Annotated in this window: 15 protein-coding genes and 1 pseudogene; 1 reads left to right on the plus strand and 15 read right to left on the minus strand. The window is 41.0% G+C overall.

The window, feature by feature from the left end:
* Positions 1-17: 17 nt before the first annotated feature.
* From sucA to sdhC, 5 genes are all read right to left on the minus strand, one after another.
* Positions 18-2,840: a 2-oxoglutarate dehydrogenase E1 component gene (gene sucA, locus AC19MX_RS09980; RefSeq protein ID WP_432404752.1), complete on the minus strand. Its 2,823-nt coding sequence runs from the start codon at positions 2,838-2,840 to the stop codon at positions 18-20.
* A gap of 211 nt (positions 2,841-3,051) precedes the next feature.
* Entirely contained in the window at positions 3,052-3,759 is a 708-nt protein-coding gene (locus tag AC19MX_RS09985; RefSeq protein ID WP_011637799.1) for a succinate dehydrogenase iron-sulfur subunit, read from the minus strand.
* Positions 3,760-3,775: 16 nt separating this feature from the next.
* Positions 3,776-5,542 (minus strand): succinate dehydrogenase flavoprotein subunit, encoded by a 1,767-nt coding sequence (gene sdhA, locus AC19MX_RS09990; protein WP_432404749.1) that lies wholly within the window; start codon positions 5,540-5,542, stop codon positions 3,776-3,778.
* Positions 5,543-5,890 carry a succinate dehydrogenase, hydrophobic membrane anchor protein gene (sdhD, locus tag AC19MX_RS09995; protein WP_432404746.1) on the minus strand — a complete coding sequence of 116 codons (348 nt, stop codon included), beginning with the start codon at positions 5,888-5,890 and terminating at the stop codon, positions 5,543-5,545.
* Positions 5,884-6,279, minus strand: a complete 396-nt coding sequence (gene sdhC / locus AC19MX_RS10000) for a succinate dehydrogenase cytochrome b556 subunit (RefSeq protein ID WP_432404743.1) — start codon at positions 6,277-6,279, stop codon at positions 5,884-5,886. The genes sdhD and sdhC overlap by 7 nt, the downstream gene beginning before the upstream one ends.
* A gap of 409 nt (positions 6,280-6,688) precedes the next feature.
* On the opposite strand from sdhC, the gene AC19MX_RS10005 reads away from it, so the two are divergent.
* A complete protein-coding gene (locus AC19MX_RS10005; RefSeq protein ID WP_432404740.1) occupies positions 6,689-7,975 on the plus strand; it encodes a citrate synthase in 1,287 nt (428 codons plus the stop codon).
* A gap of 212 nt (positions 7,976-8,187) precedes the next feature.
* Here AC19MX_RS10005 and tnpC read toward each other — a convergent pair whose 3' ends face one another.
* From tnpC to AC19MX_RS10055, 10 genes and pseudogenes are all read right to left on the minus strand, one after another.
* Positions 8,188-9,669 (minus strand): IS66 family transposase, encoded by a 1,482-nt coding sequence (gene tnpC, locus AC19MX_RS10010; RefSeq protein WP_432406124.1) that lies wholly within the window; start codon positions 9,667-9,669, stop codon positions 8,188-8,190.
* Between the two features lie 91 nt (positions 9,670-9,760).
* A complete protein-coding gene (tnpB, locus tag AC19MX_RS10015; RefSeq protein ID WP_432406121.1) occupies positions 9,761-10,111 on the minus strand; it encodes an IS66 family insertion sequence element accessory protein TnpB in 351 nt (116 codons plus the stop codon).
* Positions 10,108-10,452: an IS66 family insertion sequence element accessory protein TnpB gene (locus tag AC19MX_RS10020; RefSeq protein WP_432406118.1), complete on the minus strand. Its 345-nt coding sequence runs from the start codon at positions 10,450-10,452 to the stop codon at positions 10,108-10,110. The genes tnpB and AC19MX_RS10020 overlap by 4 nt, the downstream gene beginning before the upstream one ends.
* Before the next feature lie 386 nt (positions 10,453-10,838).
* A complete protein-coding gene (locus tag AC19MX_RS10025; RefSeq protein ID WP_432406043.1) occupies positions 10,839-11,867 on the minus strand; it encodes a hypothetical protein in 1,029 nt (342 codons plus the stop codon).
* A 208-nt stretch (positions 11,868-12,075) separates the two neighbouring features.
* Positions 12,076-12,528, minus strand: a complete 453-nt coding sequence (locus AC19MX_RS10030) for a hypothetical protein (RefSeq protein WP_432406041.1) — start codon at positions 12,526-12,528, stop codon at positions 12,076-12,078.
* A 151-nt stretch (positions 12,529-12,679) separates the two neighbouring features.
* Positions 12,680-13,312: a glycoside hydrolase family protein gene (locus AC19MX_RS10035; RefSeq protein ID WP_432406038.1), complete on the minus strand. Its 633-nt coding sequence runs from the start codon at positions 13,310-13,312 to the stop codon at positions 12,680-12,682.
* Positions 13,313-13,633: 321 nt separating this feature from the next.
* The gene (locus tag AC19MX_RS10040; RefSeq protein WP_432406035.1) at positions 13,634-14,077 is read right to left on the minus strand and encodes a hypothetical protein; all 444 of its coding nucleotides are present in this window, start codon (positions 14,075-14,077) and stop codon (positions 13,634-13,636) included.
* The gene (locus AC19MX_RS10045) at positions 14,077-14,463 is read right to left on the minus strand and encodes a TIGR02594 family protein (protein ID WP_432406033.1); all 387 of its coding nucleotides are present in this window, start codon (positions 14,461-14,463) and stop codon (positions 14,077-14,079) included. The genes AC19MX_RS10040 and AC19MX_RS10045 overlap by 1 nt, the downstream gene beginning before the upstream one ends.
* 123 nt (positions 14,464-14,586) lie before the next feature.
* Positions 14,587-15,024, minus strand: coding sequence for a hypothetical protein (locus AC19MX_RS10050; protein WP_432406030.1), 438 nt, complete (start codon positions 15,022-15,024; stop codon positions 14,587-14,589).
* Positions 15,011-15,061 (minus strand): annotated as a pseudogene (locus tag AC19MX_RS10055) (hypothetical protein); the annotation flags it as partial. The gene AC19MX_RS10050 and the pseudogene AC19MX_RS10055, both read right to left, overlap by 14 nt.
* Positions 15,062-15,333 lie beyond the last annotated feature (272 nt).

The raw sequence follows: 15,333 nt of genomic DNA on the forward strand, positions 1-15,333 counted from the left end.
TTTATATAAATTATCTATTACGACAGTTTTAATGCGCTATTAACTAATGATTCTTGCTGGTGTACATGCAGTGATGGATAACCACATGCTGGTGCAGCTGACGCTTCACGACCGGCATAAGTTAGTTGAGCACCTGCAGGAATGTTAGCCCAGAAGTGATGCTGGCTACAGTACCATGCACCTTGGTTTTGCGGCTCTTCCTGACACCATACAAAATCTTTAACATGTTGATATGTTTCTAATGCTGCACGCATTTCCACATCAGGGAATGGGTATAGCTGCTCAACACGAATAATGGCAACGTTAGTGATGTTTTCTTTACGACGTTTTTCAAGAAGCTCGAAATACACTTTACCACTACAAAATACAACGCGATCAACCTTGCTTGCGTCTAAAGTATCAATCTCGCCAATAATATTTTGGAAAGTGCCTTCAGCAAGTTCTTCTAAACTTGATACCGCTAACGGGTGACGCAATAAAGATTTAGGTGACATCACAACCAATGGACGACGCATAGGACGTACAACTTGGCGACGCAACATGTGGTAAACCTGTGCCGGTGTTGATGGCACACATACCTGCATATTGTGGTTAGCACAAAGTTGTAAGAAACGCTCTAAACGCGCACTTGAATGCTCTGGACCCTGACCTTCATAACCATGAGGCAGTAACATTGTTAGACCGCATAAACGGCCCCACTTTTGCTCACCAGATGATAAGAATTGGTCAATAACCACTTGGGCACAGTTAACAAAGTCGCCAAACTGCGCTTCCCAAATGGTTAATCCACCAGGTTCTGCTGTTGCGTAACCGTATTCAAATGCAAGTACTGATGCTTCAGACAACACTGAGTCTGTAATATCAATTGGCCCTTGTTCGTCAGCCACATTACGCAAAGGTAAATAGGTCGTTCCGTCGTTTTGGTTATGCAAAACCGCATGACGATGGAAGAACGTGCCGCGACCAGAGTCTTGACCGGTAATGCGAACGCGCTTTTTGTCTTCAAGGATAGAAGCATAAGCTAAGGTTTCAGCGAAACCCCAGTCTAATAATTTCTCACCTGAGGCCATTGAAGCACGATCGGCACAAATTTTAGCAACGCGAGACTGTAATGTATGGCTTTGTGGAATATCAACCAACTTGTTGGCTAAATTCTGCAAGCGTTCCATCGACATTGAACCGGCGTAATCTTCATCCCATTCGCGATTTAAATACGGTGTCCAGTCAACAGTATGCAACGTCATAGGACGCCATTCTTTAACCACACAATCACCCGCATCTAACGCATCACGGTAATGGTTAATCAGCCCGGTCACTTCATCAGCAGGAATGCTGTTTTCAGCAATTAATTTGTCAGCGTATATTTTACGTGGTGTTGGGTGTTTTTTGATTTTGGCATACATTAGCGGCTGCGTTGCACTAGGCTCATCCGCTTCGTTATGGCCATGGCGGCGATAACAAACTAAATCAATCACCACATCCCGTTTAAACTCATTACGATAATCTACAGCCAACTGAGAAATAAACGCTACAGCTTCTGGATCATCTGAATTCACATGGAAAATGGGCGCCTGAACCATCTTCGCGATATCGGTACAGTATTCTGTAGAGCGCACGTCAGCATGGTTAGATGTGGTAAAGCCCACCTGGTTGTTGACGACGATACGAATACTACCGCCAACCGTAAAGCCACGTGTTTGAGACATGTTAAATGTCTCTTGCACAATGCCTTGACCGGTAATGGCTGAGTCACCATGAATGGTAATAGGCATCACTTGCAGGCCGTCTTTACAACCACGACGATCTTGACGAGCACGAACAGAACCAATAACCACTGGATTAACGATCTCTAAGTGAGATGGGTTAAAGGCTAACGCTAAATGGACATTGCCACCTGGCGTTTCAAAATCTGATGAGAAACCTTGGTGATATTTAACGTCACCTGAGCCATGAGTATCAGCATGCTTACCGGCAAACTCGTCAAACAATTCAGCAGGACGCTTACCTAGCACGTTAATAAGCAAATTCAAGCGACCGCGGTGAGCCATACCCACTACGATTTCTTTCGTGCCAGCTTCACCTGCGCGATAAATGATTTCACGCATCATCGGAACGAGCGCATCACCACCTTCTAACGAGAAACGTTTAGCACCAGGGAACTTAGCACCAAGATATTTTTCAATACCTTCAGCCGCATTCAAGCCTTCAAGAATACGTTTTTTAACTGCATTATCGTATTTGGCTTTACCTAATGTCGGTTCAAGACGTTGTTGTATCCAACGCTTTTCATCGGTGTCAGTAATATGCATGTATTCAGCACCGATAGAAGCACAATAAGTACTTTTAAGGGCATGAATGATATCAGCAAGTTTCATGGTTTCACCGCCTAAAGCGAATGAACCCGTATTAAACTCACGTTGCATATCTTCAGCATTTAACCCGTGATAAGCAGGATCTAATTCTTGAACAGCTTCACGCTTCCATAACCCTAATGGGTCTAGATTGGCATTTTGATGGCCACGAAAACGGTGAGCGTTAATTAACTGCAGAACTTTAACTTGCTTCGCATCCAGCTCAGGGTCGCTGACGCGAGCAGCGCCTTTAGAGCGACTTTCTAGTGCTAAACTGCGGAAATAGTCACGAACTTTAGAGTGGGCAGTTTCCGGTACTTCGACAGAGGCACCTTCAACGGGAGGAAGATTATCAAAAACAAGCTGCCAATCAGACGAAACTGATTGCGGATCTTCTTGATAGGATTCATACATCTCTTCTACGTAGGACGAGTTCGAACCATTTAAATGTGACGACTCGAGCCAGGCTTTCATGATGCCTTGGTGCATTGTTATTCCTTTCAAACTTGATACACGTGCTAGCCATAAACATAACAGTGAGTAACGAAGTTACTTCACACGTAGACTGACATTATCTTCAATAAGCTAAAAGATAATAGCAGAAGGTCTTACTTATAACGCACAAAAGAGCCATCCCCAAGATTGAAGATGACTCTTATTAGAGCTTAATAATCTACATTATTTTGCTCAACTTCGTGCATTAAACAGCTCGCTTAAGCAGCATTGACTTAATGTGACCAATCGCTTTAGTTGGGTTTAATCCTTTTGGACAAACATCAACACAGTTCATGATGCCATGACAACGGAACACACTGTAAGCATCATCTAGTTCAGATAAACGCTCTTCTGTGGCCGTATCACGACTGTCAATTAAGAAACGATAAGCATGTAATAAACCGCTTGGTCCGATAAACTTATCAGGATTCCACCAGAAAGATGGACAAGCAGTTGAACAACATGCACACATGATACATTCATATAAACCATCTAAATGAGCACGCTCTTCAGGTGATTGTAAATGTTCACGAGCTGGAGCCTGTTCGTCATTAATCAGATAAGGCTTAATTTTTTCGTATTGCTTGTAGAACTGAGTAAGGTCAACAACCAAATCACGAACTACTGGCATGCCTGGTAAAGGACGGATTTCAATTTTCTTCCCTTTAAAGGTCGATAATGGCGTGATACACGCTAATCCGTTTTTACCATTCATGTTTACACCGTCAGAACCACACACACCTTCACGGCATGAGCGACGGAACGCAAGCGTTGAGTCTTGTTCTTTCAGTTTAATTAACGCATCTAACACCATCATGTCAGTGCCATCAGGCACTTCAAGGGTGTAATCCTTCATATAAGGCTTGGTATCTACATCAGGATTATAACGATACAATGCAAATGTTAATTTCATCTTTTGCAACTCCTGCCTAATAGGTACGTTTTACGGGTGGAAACGCTTCACGTAATTTAGGTGTCATGTTGACATCACGTTTGCTCATACCTTGAGTGACTGGGTTATACAAACTATGACATAACCAATTATCATCATCACGATCTAAGTAATCTTCACGAGAATGCGCACCACGGCTTTCAGTACGGAAGTTAGCTGCATAAGCCGTTGCTAGCGCTGTAGCCATTAAATTATCTAACTCTAAACATTCAATACGTTGAGTATTAAATTCTGTCGAATTATCAGATAACTTAGCATTTTCAAGACGCTTTTGAATTGCTTGTAGCTGTTCTAAACCTTCAGCCATGGCATCTCCACTGCGGAAAACAGAGAAATTTAACTGCATACACAATTGAAGGTCTTTACGGATAACCGCAGGCTCTTCACCGTCTTTGTTGCTTTCCCAACGATTAAGACGAGCAAGTGATGCATTAATTTCTACGTCTGAAGCCGGTTTTGGATCAGGTGTCGCATCTAATGCTTTACCTAAATGCTGACCAGCAGCACGACCAAATACCACTAAATCCAGCAGTGAGTTACCACCTAAGCGGTTTGCACCGTGTACAGATACACAAGCAATCTCACCCACAGCAAATAAACCTAATACATCTTGTTCAGTGCCATCATCATTCATACGAATAACTTGACCACTCACTTTAGTCGGTAAACCGCCCATCATATAGTGACAAGTTGGCAACACTGGAATTGGACCATCGGCTGGATCAATATGAGCAAAGGTACGAGACAATTCACATACACCAGGAAGACGAGCTTCAAGGGTTTCTTTACCTAAATGATCAAGCTTTAGTAAACAATGTGGACCTAAAGGACCGTCTAAACCACGGCCTTCACGAATTTCAGTCATCATTGAACGTGCAACCACGTCACGTGATGCTAAATCTTTCGCGTTTGGCGCATAACGTTCCATGAAACGCTCGCCATCTTTGTTTAGAAGATATCCACCTTCACCACGACAACCTTCAGTAACCAAAACACCTGCACCAGCAATACCCGTAGGGTGGAACTGCCACATTTCCATGTCTTGTAACTGAACGCCTGCACGAGCAGCCATACCAACACCGTCGCCAGTGTTAATGTGCGCATTAGTGGTTGAAGCGTAAATACGCCCTGCACCGCCAGTGGCTAAAATAGTTGCTTTGGCTTTGAAATAAACAATCTCGCCCGTTTCAATTTCAATCGCAGTACAACCCACAATAACGCCATCTTCGTTTTTAACGAGATCTAATGCATACCATTCAGAATACACATCTGTTTTATGCTTGACGTTTTGTTGATAAAGGCAATGAAGCAACGCATGACCAGTACGGTCTGCTGCTGCAGCAGTACGAGCTGCTTGCTCACCACCGAAGTTACGCGACTGGCCGCCGAAAGGACGCTGATAAATTGTGCCATTTTCGAAACGAGAAAACGGTAGACCCATTTGCTCAAGTTCGATAATTGCTTCTGGACCGGTTTGACACATAAACTCAATGGCTTCTTGGTCACCGATAAAATCAGAACCTTTAACCGTGTCGTACATGTGTTGTTCCCAATGGTCTTCGTGTGCATTACCTAATGCTACGGTGATACCACCTTGAGCAGAAACGGTATGAGAACGAGTCGGGAACACTTTAGATAAAAGCGCACAGCTCTTACCTTCTTTAGAAATCTGTAATGCCGCACGCATACCCGCGCCGCCGGCACCGATTACGATTACATCAAATTCGCGTACTGGAATACTCACTTAAACACCCCACACTATTACTATGCCTGACGCTAAATAACTAAAAGCAATCAATACAAAGGTAAACTGTAATACACCACGTAACGCTGTATTTTTGACATAATCTGTCAATACTTGCCATACACCAATCCACGCATGGATAAGCAAAGCAACTAACGTTATAAGGGTAAATACTTTCATTGGAAGTGAACTAAATAAGCCATTCCAAATCTCGAATGTTAACGGGGCACTACACGCGATAAAGCCAACTAAGAAGACAGTATAACAAGCGAGAATCACTGCGCTTGCGCGTAATAGAATATAGTCATGAACACCACTGCGTCCAAAACTTGCTGCGTTTGTTACCATACCCAAATCCCCGCTATTACTGATAAAACCGCTGCTAAAGCAAAAGTAGCTTTAGCTGATGCGACACCCGAAGTTAACTCTTCCCAACGACCGGTATCCATCACTAAATGGCGAATGCCACCTAATAAGTGATAACCCAACGCGGTAAGAATTCCCCAGAGGATGAACTTCATCACGAAACCATCGAACAAGGATTGTACGCTAGCGAAACCTTCTGCTGATGTTAAAGTTGAATTTAACAACCAAAGAAGGATACCAATAGCAAATAGCATGATGACACCGGAAATGCGGTGTAGGATTGACGCGATAGCTGTCGCAGGAAAGCTTATCGTCTGCAGGTCTAGATGGACAGGTCTTTGCTTTTTCACGTTCTGCTCACTCAGCTCCATTGAGCATTGTTTTTGTTATGTGTCTATTTTTTTGCTTAATGGACAATGTCGACATTCGGCATAACAGTATTAAACAAAAAACAGACTACTCACACATCTTAATCAGTTGAGAAATCACTATTTAGTTCGTAAATTCATCATTCCTAAACTGTGACGTTGGTCTCCCTTAGGGACGCAGGCAAGTATACTCGTGGGAATTGTCAAATACAAACCTCACATTATGCAAAATAAGTTTTTTTATTGATTTTTTATTCTAATGCAAGCGCAGAGCGGTTTTCAGCTGATATATACCATGGTCTAACAAATTTAAACGCTTATTTAAATTGATCTGTGATCCACATTCACTGTACAGTAATGTCCGCTTAACATGCCGCACTCATAGATAAGAATGACGTAAGGAGAACGGGGTATGGCTGATAATATAGCCAAATTAGAGTTACCAGGAAACGATTCAATCGACCTACCGATTAAAAAAGGTACTGAAGGTTTTGATGTAATCGATATTAGCACACTTGGGAAGAAAGGTTATTTCACCTTCGATCCAGGCTTTTTAGCTACTGCATCTTGTGAGTCAGCAATTACCTATATCGATGGTGATAAAGGTATTTTGTTGCATCGTGGATACCCAATTGAACAGCTAGCAACCGAATCGACCTATTTAGATTTATGCTACCTGCTCCTTTACGGTGAATTACCGTCGAAAGTTGATTACGAACAATTTGTTGCCACAGTGAAAGAACACACTATGGTACATGAGCAAATTGCATTCTTCTTCAGAGGCTTCCGTCGTGACGCACACCCAATGGCTATGCTATGTGGTGTAACCGGTGCATTATCTGCTTTCTATCAAGACTCTCTTGATGTGAACAATCCAAAGCATCGTGAAATTGCAGCTTACCGCCTAGTGTCGAAAATGCCGACAATCGCAGCGATGTGCTACAAGTACTCAATGGGACAACCTTTTGTTTATCCACGTAACGATTTAAGTTATGCGGGTAACTTCCTGTCGATGATGTTTGCTACTCCATGTGAAGAGTACAAAGTTAATCCAGTCGTTGAAAAAGCAATGGAACGTATTTTTGTATTGCATGCTGATCATGAGCAAAATGCCTCTACATCTACAGTCCGCTTAGCTGGTTCTTCTGGTGCGAATCCATTTGCATGTATCGCAGCTGGTATTGCTTCGTTGTGGGGGCCCGCTCATGGTGGTGCTAACGAAGCTTGCTTAGAAATGTTAGAAGAAATCGGCAGTGTTGATCGCATTCCTGAGTTTATCGCGAAAGCGAAAGACAAAAACGATCCATTCCGTCTAATGGGCTTTGGCCACCGTGTTTATAAGAACTTCGACCCTCGCGCTAAAGTGATGCGTGAAACCTGTCATGAAGTCCTTAAAGAACTTAAAGTGGTTGACCCATTATTAGACGTAGCAATGGAACTTGAGCGTATTGCCCTTGAAGATGAATACTTCATCTCTAAGAAGCTATACCCGAACGTTGATTTCTACTCTGGTATCATCATGAAAGCCATTGGTATCCCTAACGATATGTTCACAGTGTTATTTGCACTGTCACGTACTGTTGGTTGGATTTCACATTGGAAAGAAATGTTAGATCAACCAGGCCATAAAATCAGCCGTCCACGTCAGTTATACACTGGCGAGTCTGCGCGTGATTTTGTGAGCGTTGATAAGCGTTAATCACCTGATTAACCAAACTAAAAAAGCGCCGAAAGGCGCTTTTTTGTTATCTAAGTTTGGATGTGACTGATTATTATCGTAGTGAATAAATCAACGTTAAATACCTCTAATGATTGCTAACCTAATTCAGAATAACTCCCCTCTAAATTGCTCTCAGTTAATCTAAAACAACAGTATCACTTGATAAAGAGTAAGCGTCTAGCGAACCACACCTATTTTTTAAAATTCCAGGGTAACAAGCTATCGATATCCGGTGCTGGTTGGCACAGGTCATTAAGGCAAGCCATGATGTAATCAAATGGGATGAGTCCATTAACCTTTGCGGTTTCCACAATACTGTAAAGGGTTGCACTAGCATGTGCACCGTTAGCCGTTTGGCTAAATAACCAATTCTTTCGGCCTATCACAAACGGTTTTACTGCGCGTTCAGCTCTATTGTTATCGATGCTGAGTCGTCCATCATCCACATAGCGGATAAGCTTGTGCCATTGATTAGCCAGGTAATTAGCCGCCTCAATCAGTTTGGCATTGCCCACTAAATTTGGCTGGTTCTGCTCAAGCCATGCTTTTAGCTTGTCCAGTATAGGCACACTGGCTTGTTGTCTTGTCGTGTATTTATCATCCACACTTTTATCTTTGATGCGTGACTCAACGCCGTACAATTTTTGGATAAGGCTCAATACCACATCTGCCTTGCCGGTTTTGTTTTTACCTTGTAGCTTTTTCGCCTCGATAAATTTACGACGAGCATGAGCCCAACAGCCGATTAACGTTGCCTCTGTTTTGGCATAGGCCTGATAACCATCCACGTGCAAGTACCCTTGATATCCATCAAGATAATTGACCACGCACGCGGCCGCGCGACTATTGTGGAAGTCGTAAAGCACGATATTAGGGATAGGATTATTCGGGTCTGGTGAGTCTCGACCCGAGCAATACACCCACATATAGCTGTTCACTTTATCGGATTTCACCACTTTCAATGGTGTTTCATCGGCAAACAACGTGGGCTGCTTTAGCAGTTCGGCTTTAAGCCGCGCAACTAATGGCGCGAAGAGTGTGGCGGATTTGTCTATCCAACTGCTCATGGTCTGGCGACTGAGTTCAATACCGTATTGCTTAAACATCGCTTCCTGGCGATAAAGCGGTAACCCATATTGGTATTTACTGGTGATAAGTTGGCTCAATAAACTCGCCGTCGCAATGCCTTTGTTGATGGGCATGGCAGGCATTGAGGCTTGTTTTATCGGTGTCTGAGTCGAGGATTTATCACAGTGACGGCAAGCGTACTTAGGCCTAATGCGCTCAATCACTTTGATTTGAGCGGGTATAAACTCAAGCTTTTCTGACTTATCTTCACCCATTTTATGCAGCTCACCGCCACAACAATCACAGGTCTTATCGGTGATGTCGTGAATAACCTGCTCACGGGGTAAGTCTTTTGGCAGTGGCTTACGCACCGGCTTTTTACGGGTATAGCTAATGGATTGCTGCTCTGCCTCAACTTCCTCAACAATCTCTTCCACTTCATTGAATAACTCGCCTTGGCCGATAAAGCCTTCAGCACTCTTGCCGAATTGTTTTTGTTGGGCCAGACGCCAGCGCTCTTCCAAGGCTGCGATTTGTGCATCCTTCTGCGCTAACAGTTTTTCAAGTTCAGCAATACGCTGTTTAAGGGCGAGTTCATTTTTCATAACGCCTATTTTAAGGCATAACAAAAGGCTTTCCAGTGCTAACTGAACGTCTTTTGATGATCATCAATCGATCGCCAACTCTTTTGAATAATTAAAGCATGGTCTTACCTGCGACATCCATTTTGCTGTGACCAATCACATCATAACCTGCTAATAACCAGTGTAATTGTTGCTCGGTTAACGTCATGGTGGGTGACATGAGTTTAGGCCATTTGAACTTATGTTTATCTAAACGCTTATACCACAGGGCAAACCCTGTGTTATCCCAGTACAGCAGTTTGAGTTTGTCGCGCCCTTTATTACAAAAGACAAATAGTGCGCCACTGAGCACAGGTAGTTCAAGCTCTGCTTCCACCAACACCGCCAATCCATTAATCGATTTACGAAAATCGACCACATCAGCACATAAATAAACGGTGGGCACATCAACAAACATCTTCATGCCGTTAGCCCTTTAATAATGGCAACGATATCGTTCGTTGCTAAATTGGCTGGAAACATTAACTGGCCTGTGCGGATATCAAACTGCACCACATGTTGATGAGTTTGCGCGCAGACTTCAGTGGTGGTTTGTTTTACCTGAATAAAACGTGATGATGTGGGGTTCGTTGTTTGCACTGGCAAGGTTGAATTAGGCTGATACTCAGCCAGTAAAGCGCGCTGTTTATAGTAAGTGGTAATAGCGACATTATGGTGTTGGCAGAATTCGATATTAGTGCCACTAAACGAGCCGCGTTGTTGAAGTAGCATCTGCCACTGAGTAGTTGTTCTGTATGTTTTCATCACCTGCTCCAAATTTATCATTGAGCAGGTATTTTTAGATAATCAGAACATCGATGCTAGGTGTACTTCGCTAGACGCTTACGATAAAGACAACTCAACATCAAACTGCAATCATCCAGAAAACCTGTTAGATGGGCATTATTATCAGCTGTCAAAGCGGTGTAAATTACATGTAAACTAATGAGGAAGACTGAGCATGTGATGTACCACAGTGATTAAGTAGTAGCGTACCATCTTCAACAACAGGAACAATTGGCTGTTACATGACCTTATCTTCGACAAGCGCATAGTATAGGGTATAACACTTAAGCCATAGTTAAAGCAGGTGCGTTAACCTGTAACACACCCTCATCATCACTCAATCGAACTATAAAAATCAGACGTTTTTAGCTAGGTATGCCTTCATCTACTATTGGCGATGGCACACTTCGTAAGGGAGGATTATGCGTCACTATCGATTTTTGAAAACTCACATTTAAATCAGCCAATGATTCAATTCCAAACTCTTTTAATGCTGACATCAATTGCTCACCCTTAATATTTTTATCACGTAAATCAATCACAAAGCTTTGTAAGTTTTGCAGTTCCGCCAATATTTTACAGACTTCTTTACTGAGTGGTGCCTGCGCTTCTTTTAACGCATGATAAGCTGCTTCTCTTGTGCTATCTGATGTGGAGAAAAGTGTTATTTTTTCATCAAATACCGCGTGTAATTCAGCTTTATATACTGTTATTTTTTCAACAATATCAGAAATCGCAATCTCTTTTTCACGACTAAACTCCTGCTTAACGTCTTCTATGCGTTCAAATACTTTTTCTAATCGTTCTTCATAGTCGTTAAAGTCATTCACCACTCGCCATAAATCAGCTACAGATTGTTGTGGATAATCAGCTTCTTCAATCATGCCAAAAATTTCCATCCGAACCGCATTTACCGCTAACATCGCAGGTTTAATGGCTGCTATCGCAAACACACCTATCACAGCATACAATTGATATTCAGACGTCATGCCAGGCACGTGGCCTGTGACAAAGTAAACAAGACCGGCATTAATAACATGTGCAACGACGGCAATAGTCGCGGCTTTAATCTTGATTTTTTTAACTCTGACCAAATCATTGGTTAAATCAATACTGTCGGGCTTTTGAGGGTGTGTTGCTCGCCTCTCTAACATAGTTTGAGCATTACGGGCTATAAAGTAGGTGCTACCGATTAATAAGCTAATAGTCGAGACATACCAGAGATAAAGCGTCGCTGAAACCCAGACATGAAACTCAAATTCAGGGACGTCATATTGTTGAGCAAACCATTTAATCAACACGACAAGCAGAAATGTCCCCACAATCCAACCTAACCACTCCTTGATTGTTTGAGTGTAAAATTCGCGTCTAATTTCGCCAAATATATCGTGCATAGTATTCCTTTACGTTGTTGATGGTATTTATGATGTTGATTTAGGCTAATTTCGGTATAAAATTAGGCGTAAAATATTATAGTGATAAGTTTATTGAGTTAATACTGGTGCTAGACAAATAATCACTAAGACTATGAAATAACTCCAGTTAAGCAACGAACGCATTAACTGGAGGTGATGTTGAATAAGAATTGAAGGACAACATAAGTCATAAAGGTGGGTAGTTTTTTGCATAATAATAAAGGGTTATTATTCGCTGTTTCTTGATGCTGGTTAGATAATCTAATCGAGACAACAAGTAAGAAGAACCGAAACTTTCTTTTGTCCAATTAGCTAGTATAAAATCACTTTCTTTTTTAGCATAAGCTTCCCAAGAAGCTTGTGAATCATTAAATAGTAATTTTTCATCACCTGTTACGAAATGATTAACTAGACGCTCAGAATGGACTAGACGTTGGTCTAAAAACTGATTAAACGCTTCAAATTCAGCAGTTAATTCAATAGAACTACAACTACATTGTGACAACTTATTTTCATAAATAAGTGCATCAGCTATAAAATCGCTGACATAATCTGGAGCATCAGGATTATCTATAGCGAAACACGGTGAAATAACGAACAGTTGAAAAGTTAAAAAAATAATCTTTGTTAATTTTACCATTCTTTATAGATCCCTTTTGTATAAATATTCCATTCACAATTTCTGCGATTAACTAAGCCCTTATTAACAATCCCTTGAGATTTTTTCCATGCTTTCCAAGCGGACTCTAAATTCGGATAGGATGTCAGTGCTGCAGAGTCATTAATTAACGTTAATACCGAAGATGACTTAAAGTTGAACCGCCGATATTAAAGGTAAAAATAACAAGTGCATCAAATTGTTGTTGAGTTAGTGCTACTTTTACTTGTTGCCTCACATCTCGAACATAAGGGGCTAAATCATGTTCAAATAAAATAGATGCCTCAGATATTGTAATCGAAGAACTGTATCTAGCCCAATCACCTTTAGTAATTAAATGACCATATCCAATGGTTGCTCCTTCAACCCATGCTGTTATATCAAAACCAGTTTGATCATCATAAGGGTTGCCTCTAAAATTTTCTATTGCTTTTAATAAGTTAATACCTTTTACCCTTAATGTAAGCCCGATATTTAAGCCAATGCTACCGGCCAACTTTTCATTCATCTTTCGATGAGTTCGACCATTAGCATCAATTTTACCGTCTGGTCGCACCATGTTGAGCACTTTACTTTGAAATAGCTTTATCGCAGCAACAGTTTTAGCGCTTTCAGGCCTAGAGCCTAAACGGCCATCAACAATTAATGATTTTGTAGGAGGAATGAAATTGAGTAATTTATTTAAAGCCATTTGTACTGTTTTTACATCGTTTAGATTGTTTGCGCCACCCAGCCCGACAGCTTGAGTTATTTTTATCGATGACATCGTATTATCCTTGTCATAGTTGACTTTAATAAGAAATAAAATCTGTAATTCTTTAATTTTCGTGAACTGATTTTTGACAATCTAACGATATAATTCCATTTCTATGAGATATTCCCCAACGGATTAGGTTAGTGAACTCGGGGTAAGAAATGGGAGTAAAATTCTTAGAATCAAATCATTAGGGTTCAAATATTCAAACTTGTCATTTGTTTTGCTAACAAGGCGAATTAATGCGTCAATAGCTGGCCTATTGCAAGTTCATTCAACACCGTTAGCGAGACAAAGGGCTGTTTGAAAACCTTTTGTTATCCCGAGTTCAGGTTACTTACACCATCCTTCGACAGTGTCCATATTTATCAATTTTTCTTTGTTTTCAGCTAACCATAAGTCAATTGCTGTTGAAAGTTTGAATTCTGAGCCAGTACCGGGCCAGTAGTAGTTTCCTGTACTATTTATACACAGTGCGACATAAACAGGTGTCGAATTAAAAACGATATCCTCACCTTGCTCCACAAGCATTTCATAGTTTATTTTTTTGTGAAATTCACCTTTATAGGTATCAAGAACGTCAGCAAAATAAACCTGCTTTTCTAATCCATCATCTTGGACCGTTACTTCTACTTTAGTGACTTTTATTTTAGCAAGATAATGAACATTTTCGATTGCTTGTATAAAACCGTTTAATTCTAATGAAACGACGCTTTGAGCTATTGCGGAATGTATAACACCGACTAACAAGAATAGGATGACTATTATTTTTTTCATTATGCTTCACTTCCTGCAATCGATGACTTTTGAGTATAAATAGGTAAAGAGGCCGATGATGAATCAAAGTTGGAAGGGACAACAAAATCATCCCATACCTCTTTTTTATACTTAGAAACTCTCACACTATTACTTTGATTACCTCCGAGCATAAACAAATACTGACCATCAACGCTTTGCCCTACAACAAACGCTACATGCCCACCACCTTGCCTTGATTTAATGCCTATAGCACCGTAAACAGGTTGAGTTATTGGTTTACCAAAATCAATCCACGATTTCGCTCTAAAAGCATTTTTCACGGGTTCAAAATTATTTTGTTTCATCACCCAAGCAACAAAAGAGCCACACCAGGCATTTTGACCACCACGGTCTGCAAGGTTCATACCGCTGTCAGACCTAATTATGAGGCGAATCGGGCAATATTTTACCAGATGGATATTGAAAATCACTATAAAAGACCATTAATTGCAATGACATAAGTAATTCAGCCATACCTATGTAACTAACTAGAAATCTTCAATAGAGCCCAACTGACTAAAGCTTGAATCATCACAAAGCCAATATTCTTTTGTACCAATTTTTTGTATTGTTACTGATGTTTCTTTAGTAATCATATTAAGTTCTTCGCTGTAGTAGTCACTCACTAAGACTTCACTATCGCCGTACGTGAAAGTCATACTGTGCTCTGTCACTAAAGAGCGGTGGTAGCTCGATTTACTCACATCACTAATTAGCGCTGCACTAGCAAGCTTTGAACTCTCAATATTAAATTGCTCTAATTTAAACGAGTTATCCATTTTACTAATAACAACATCTATCGATTTAGGCTGATCAGCGTGGCATTTAAATATACTTTCTGCCTTATCAAGCTGAGAAGCACTACATGGTGCAACTAAAAAAAAGGGTAAAACCCACAAAGCGTTAGAAAGTTTACTTTTTGTCATATTTTTCAAATGTCTTCTGCAATTTAACATCATACTTATTCTGTTTGTACGGCGAACCATTATACTCATAGTATGTTGTTAAAACTTATTTTTTTCAGTACGTTATCGCTTAATGATTCATTGGACGTAAATGAGTGTTGTAATCATTTATTGTGAATAAAAAACAAACTCATACGGTTACCCAGGGTCACCGCATGAGTGTTTAATTTTTAACCTAACTACTAAATCCAGCCTTTAATACTGCTTCAAGCATCGATGGATTCATCATGCATCGCTTTTGTTTTCCAACAATGCTTATCTTCGTCGGCT

This window comes from Shewanella sp. MF05956, from assembly GCF_059758055.1.

Bases quoted from the DNA above. Each gene is read 5' to 3' on its own strand.
- AC19MX_RS09985 (WP_011637799.1), bottom strand. From the start codon at position 3,759: ATGAAATTAACATTTGCATTGTATCGTTATAATCCTGATGTAGATACC.
- AC19MX_RS10035 (WP_432406038.1), bottom strand. From the start codon at position 13,312: ATGTCATCGATAAAAATAACTCAAGCTGTCGGGCTGGGTGGCGCAAAC.
- sdhC (WP_432404743.1), bottom strand. From the start codon at position 6,279: ATGGAGCTGAGTGAGCAGAACGTGAAAAAGCAAAGACCTGTCCATCTA.
- AC19MX_RS10050 (WP_432406030.1), bottom strand. From the start codon at position 15,024: ATGACAAAAAGTAAACTTTCTAACGCTTTGTGGGTTTTACCCTTTTTT.
- AC19MX_RS10020 (WP_432406118.1), bottom strand. From the start codon at position 10,452: ATGAAAACATACAGAACAACTACTCAGTGGCAGATGCTACTTCAACAA.
- tnpC (WP_432406124.1), bottom strand. From the start codon at position 9,669: ATGAAAAATGAACTCGCCCTTAAACAGCGTATTGCTGAACTTGAAAAA.
- AC19MX_RS10030 (WP_432406041.1), bottom strand. From the start codon at position 12,528: ATGGTAAAATTAACAAAGATTATTTTTTTAACTTTTCAACTGTTCGTT.
- AC19MX_RS10040 (WP_432406035.1), bottom strand. From the start codon at position 14,077: ATGAAAAAAATAATAGTCATCCTATTCTTGTTAGTCGGTGTTATACAT.
- sdhD (WP_432404746.1), bottom strand. From the start codon at position 5,890: ATGGTAACAAACGCAGCAAGTTTTGGACGCAGTGGTGTTCATGACTAT.
- AC19MX_RS10045 (WP_432406033.1), bottom strand. From the start codon at position 14,463: ATGAACCTTGCAGACCGTGGTGGTCAAAATGCCTGGTGTGGCTCTTTT.
- tnpB (WP_432406121.1), bottom strand. From the start codon at position 10,111: ATGAAGATGTTTGTTGATGTGCCCACCGTTTATTTATGTGCTGATGTG.
- sucA (WP_432404752.1), bottom strand. From the start codon at position 2,840: ATGCACCAAGGCATCATGAAAGCCTGGCTCGAGTCGTCACATTTAAAT.
- AC19MX_RS10005 (WP_432404740.1), top strand. From the start codon at position 6,689: ATGGCTGATAATATAGCCAAATTAGAGTTACCAGGAAACGATTCAATC.
- AC19MX_RS10025 (WP_432406043.1), bottom strand. From the start codon at position 11,867: ATGCACGATATATTTGGCGAAATTAGACGCGAATTTTACACTCAAACA.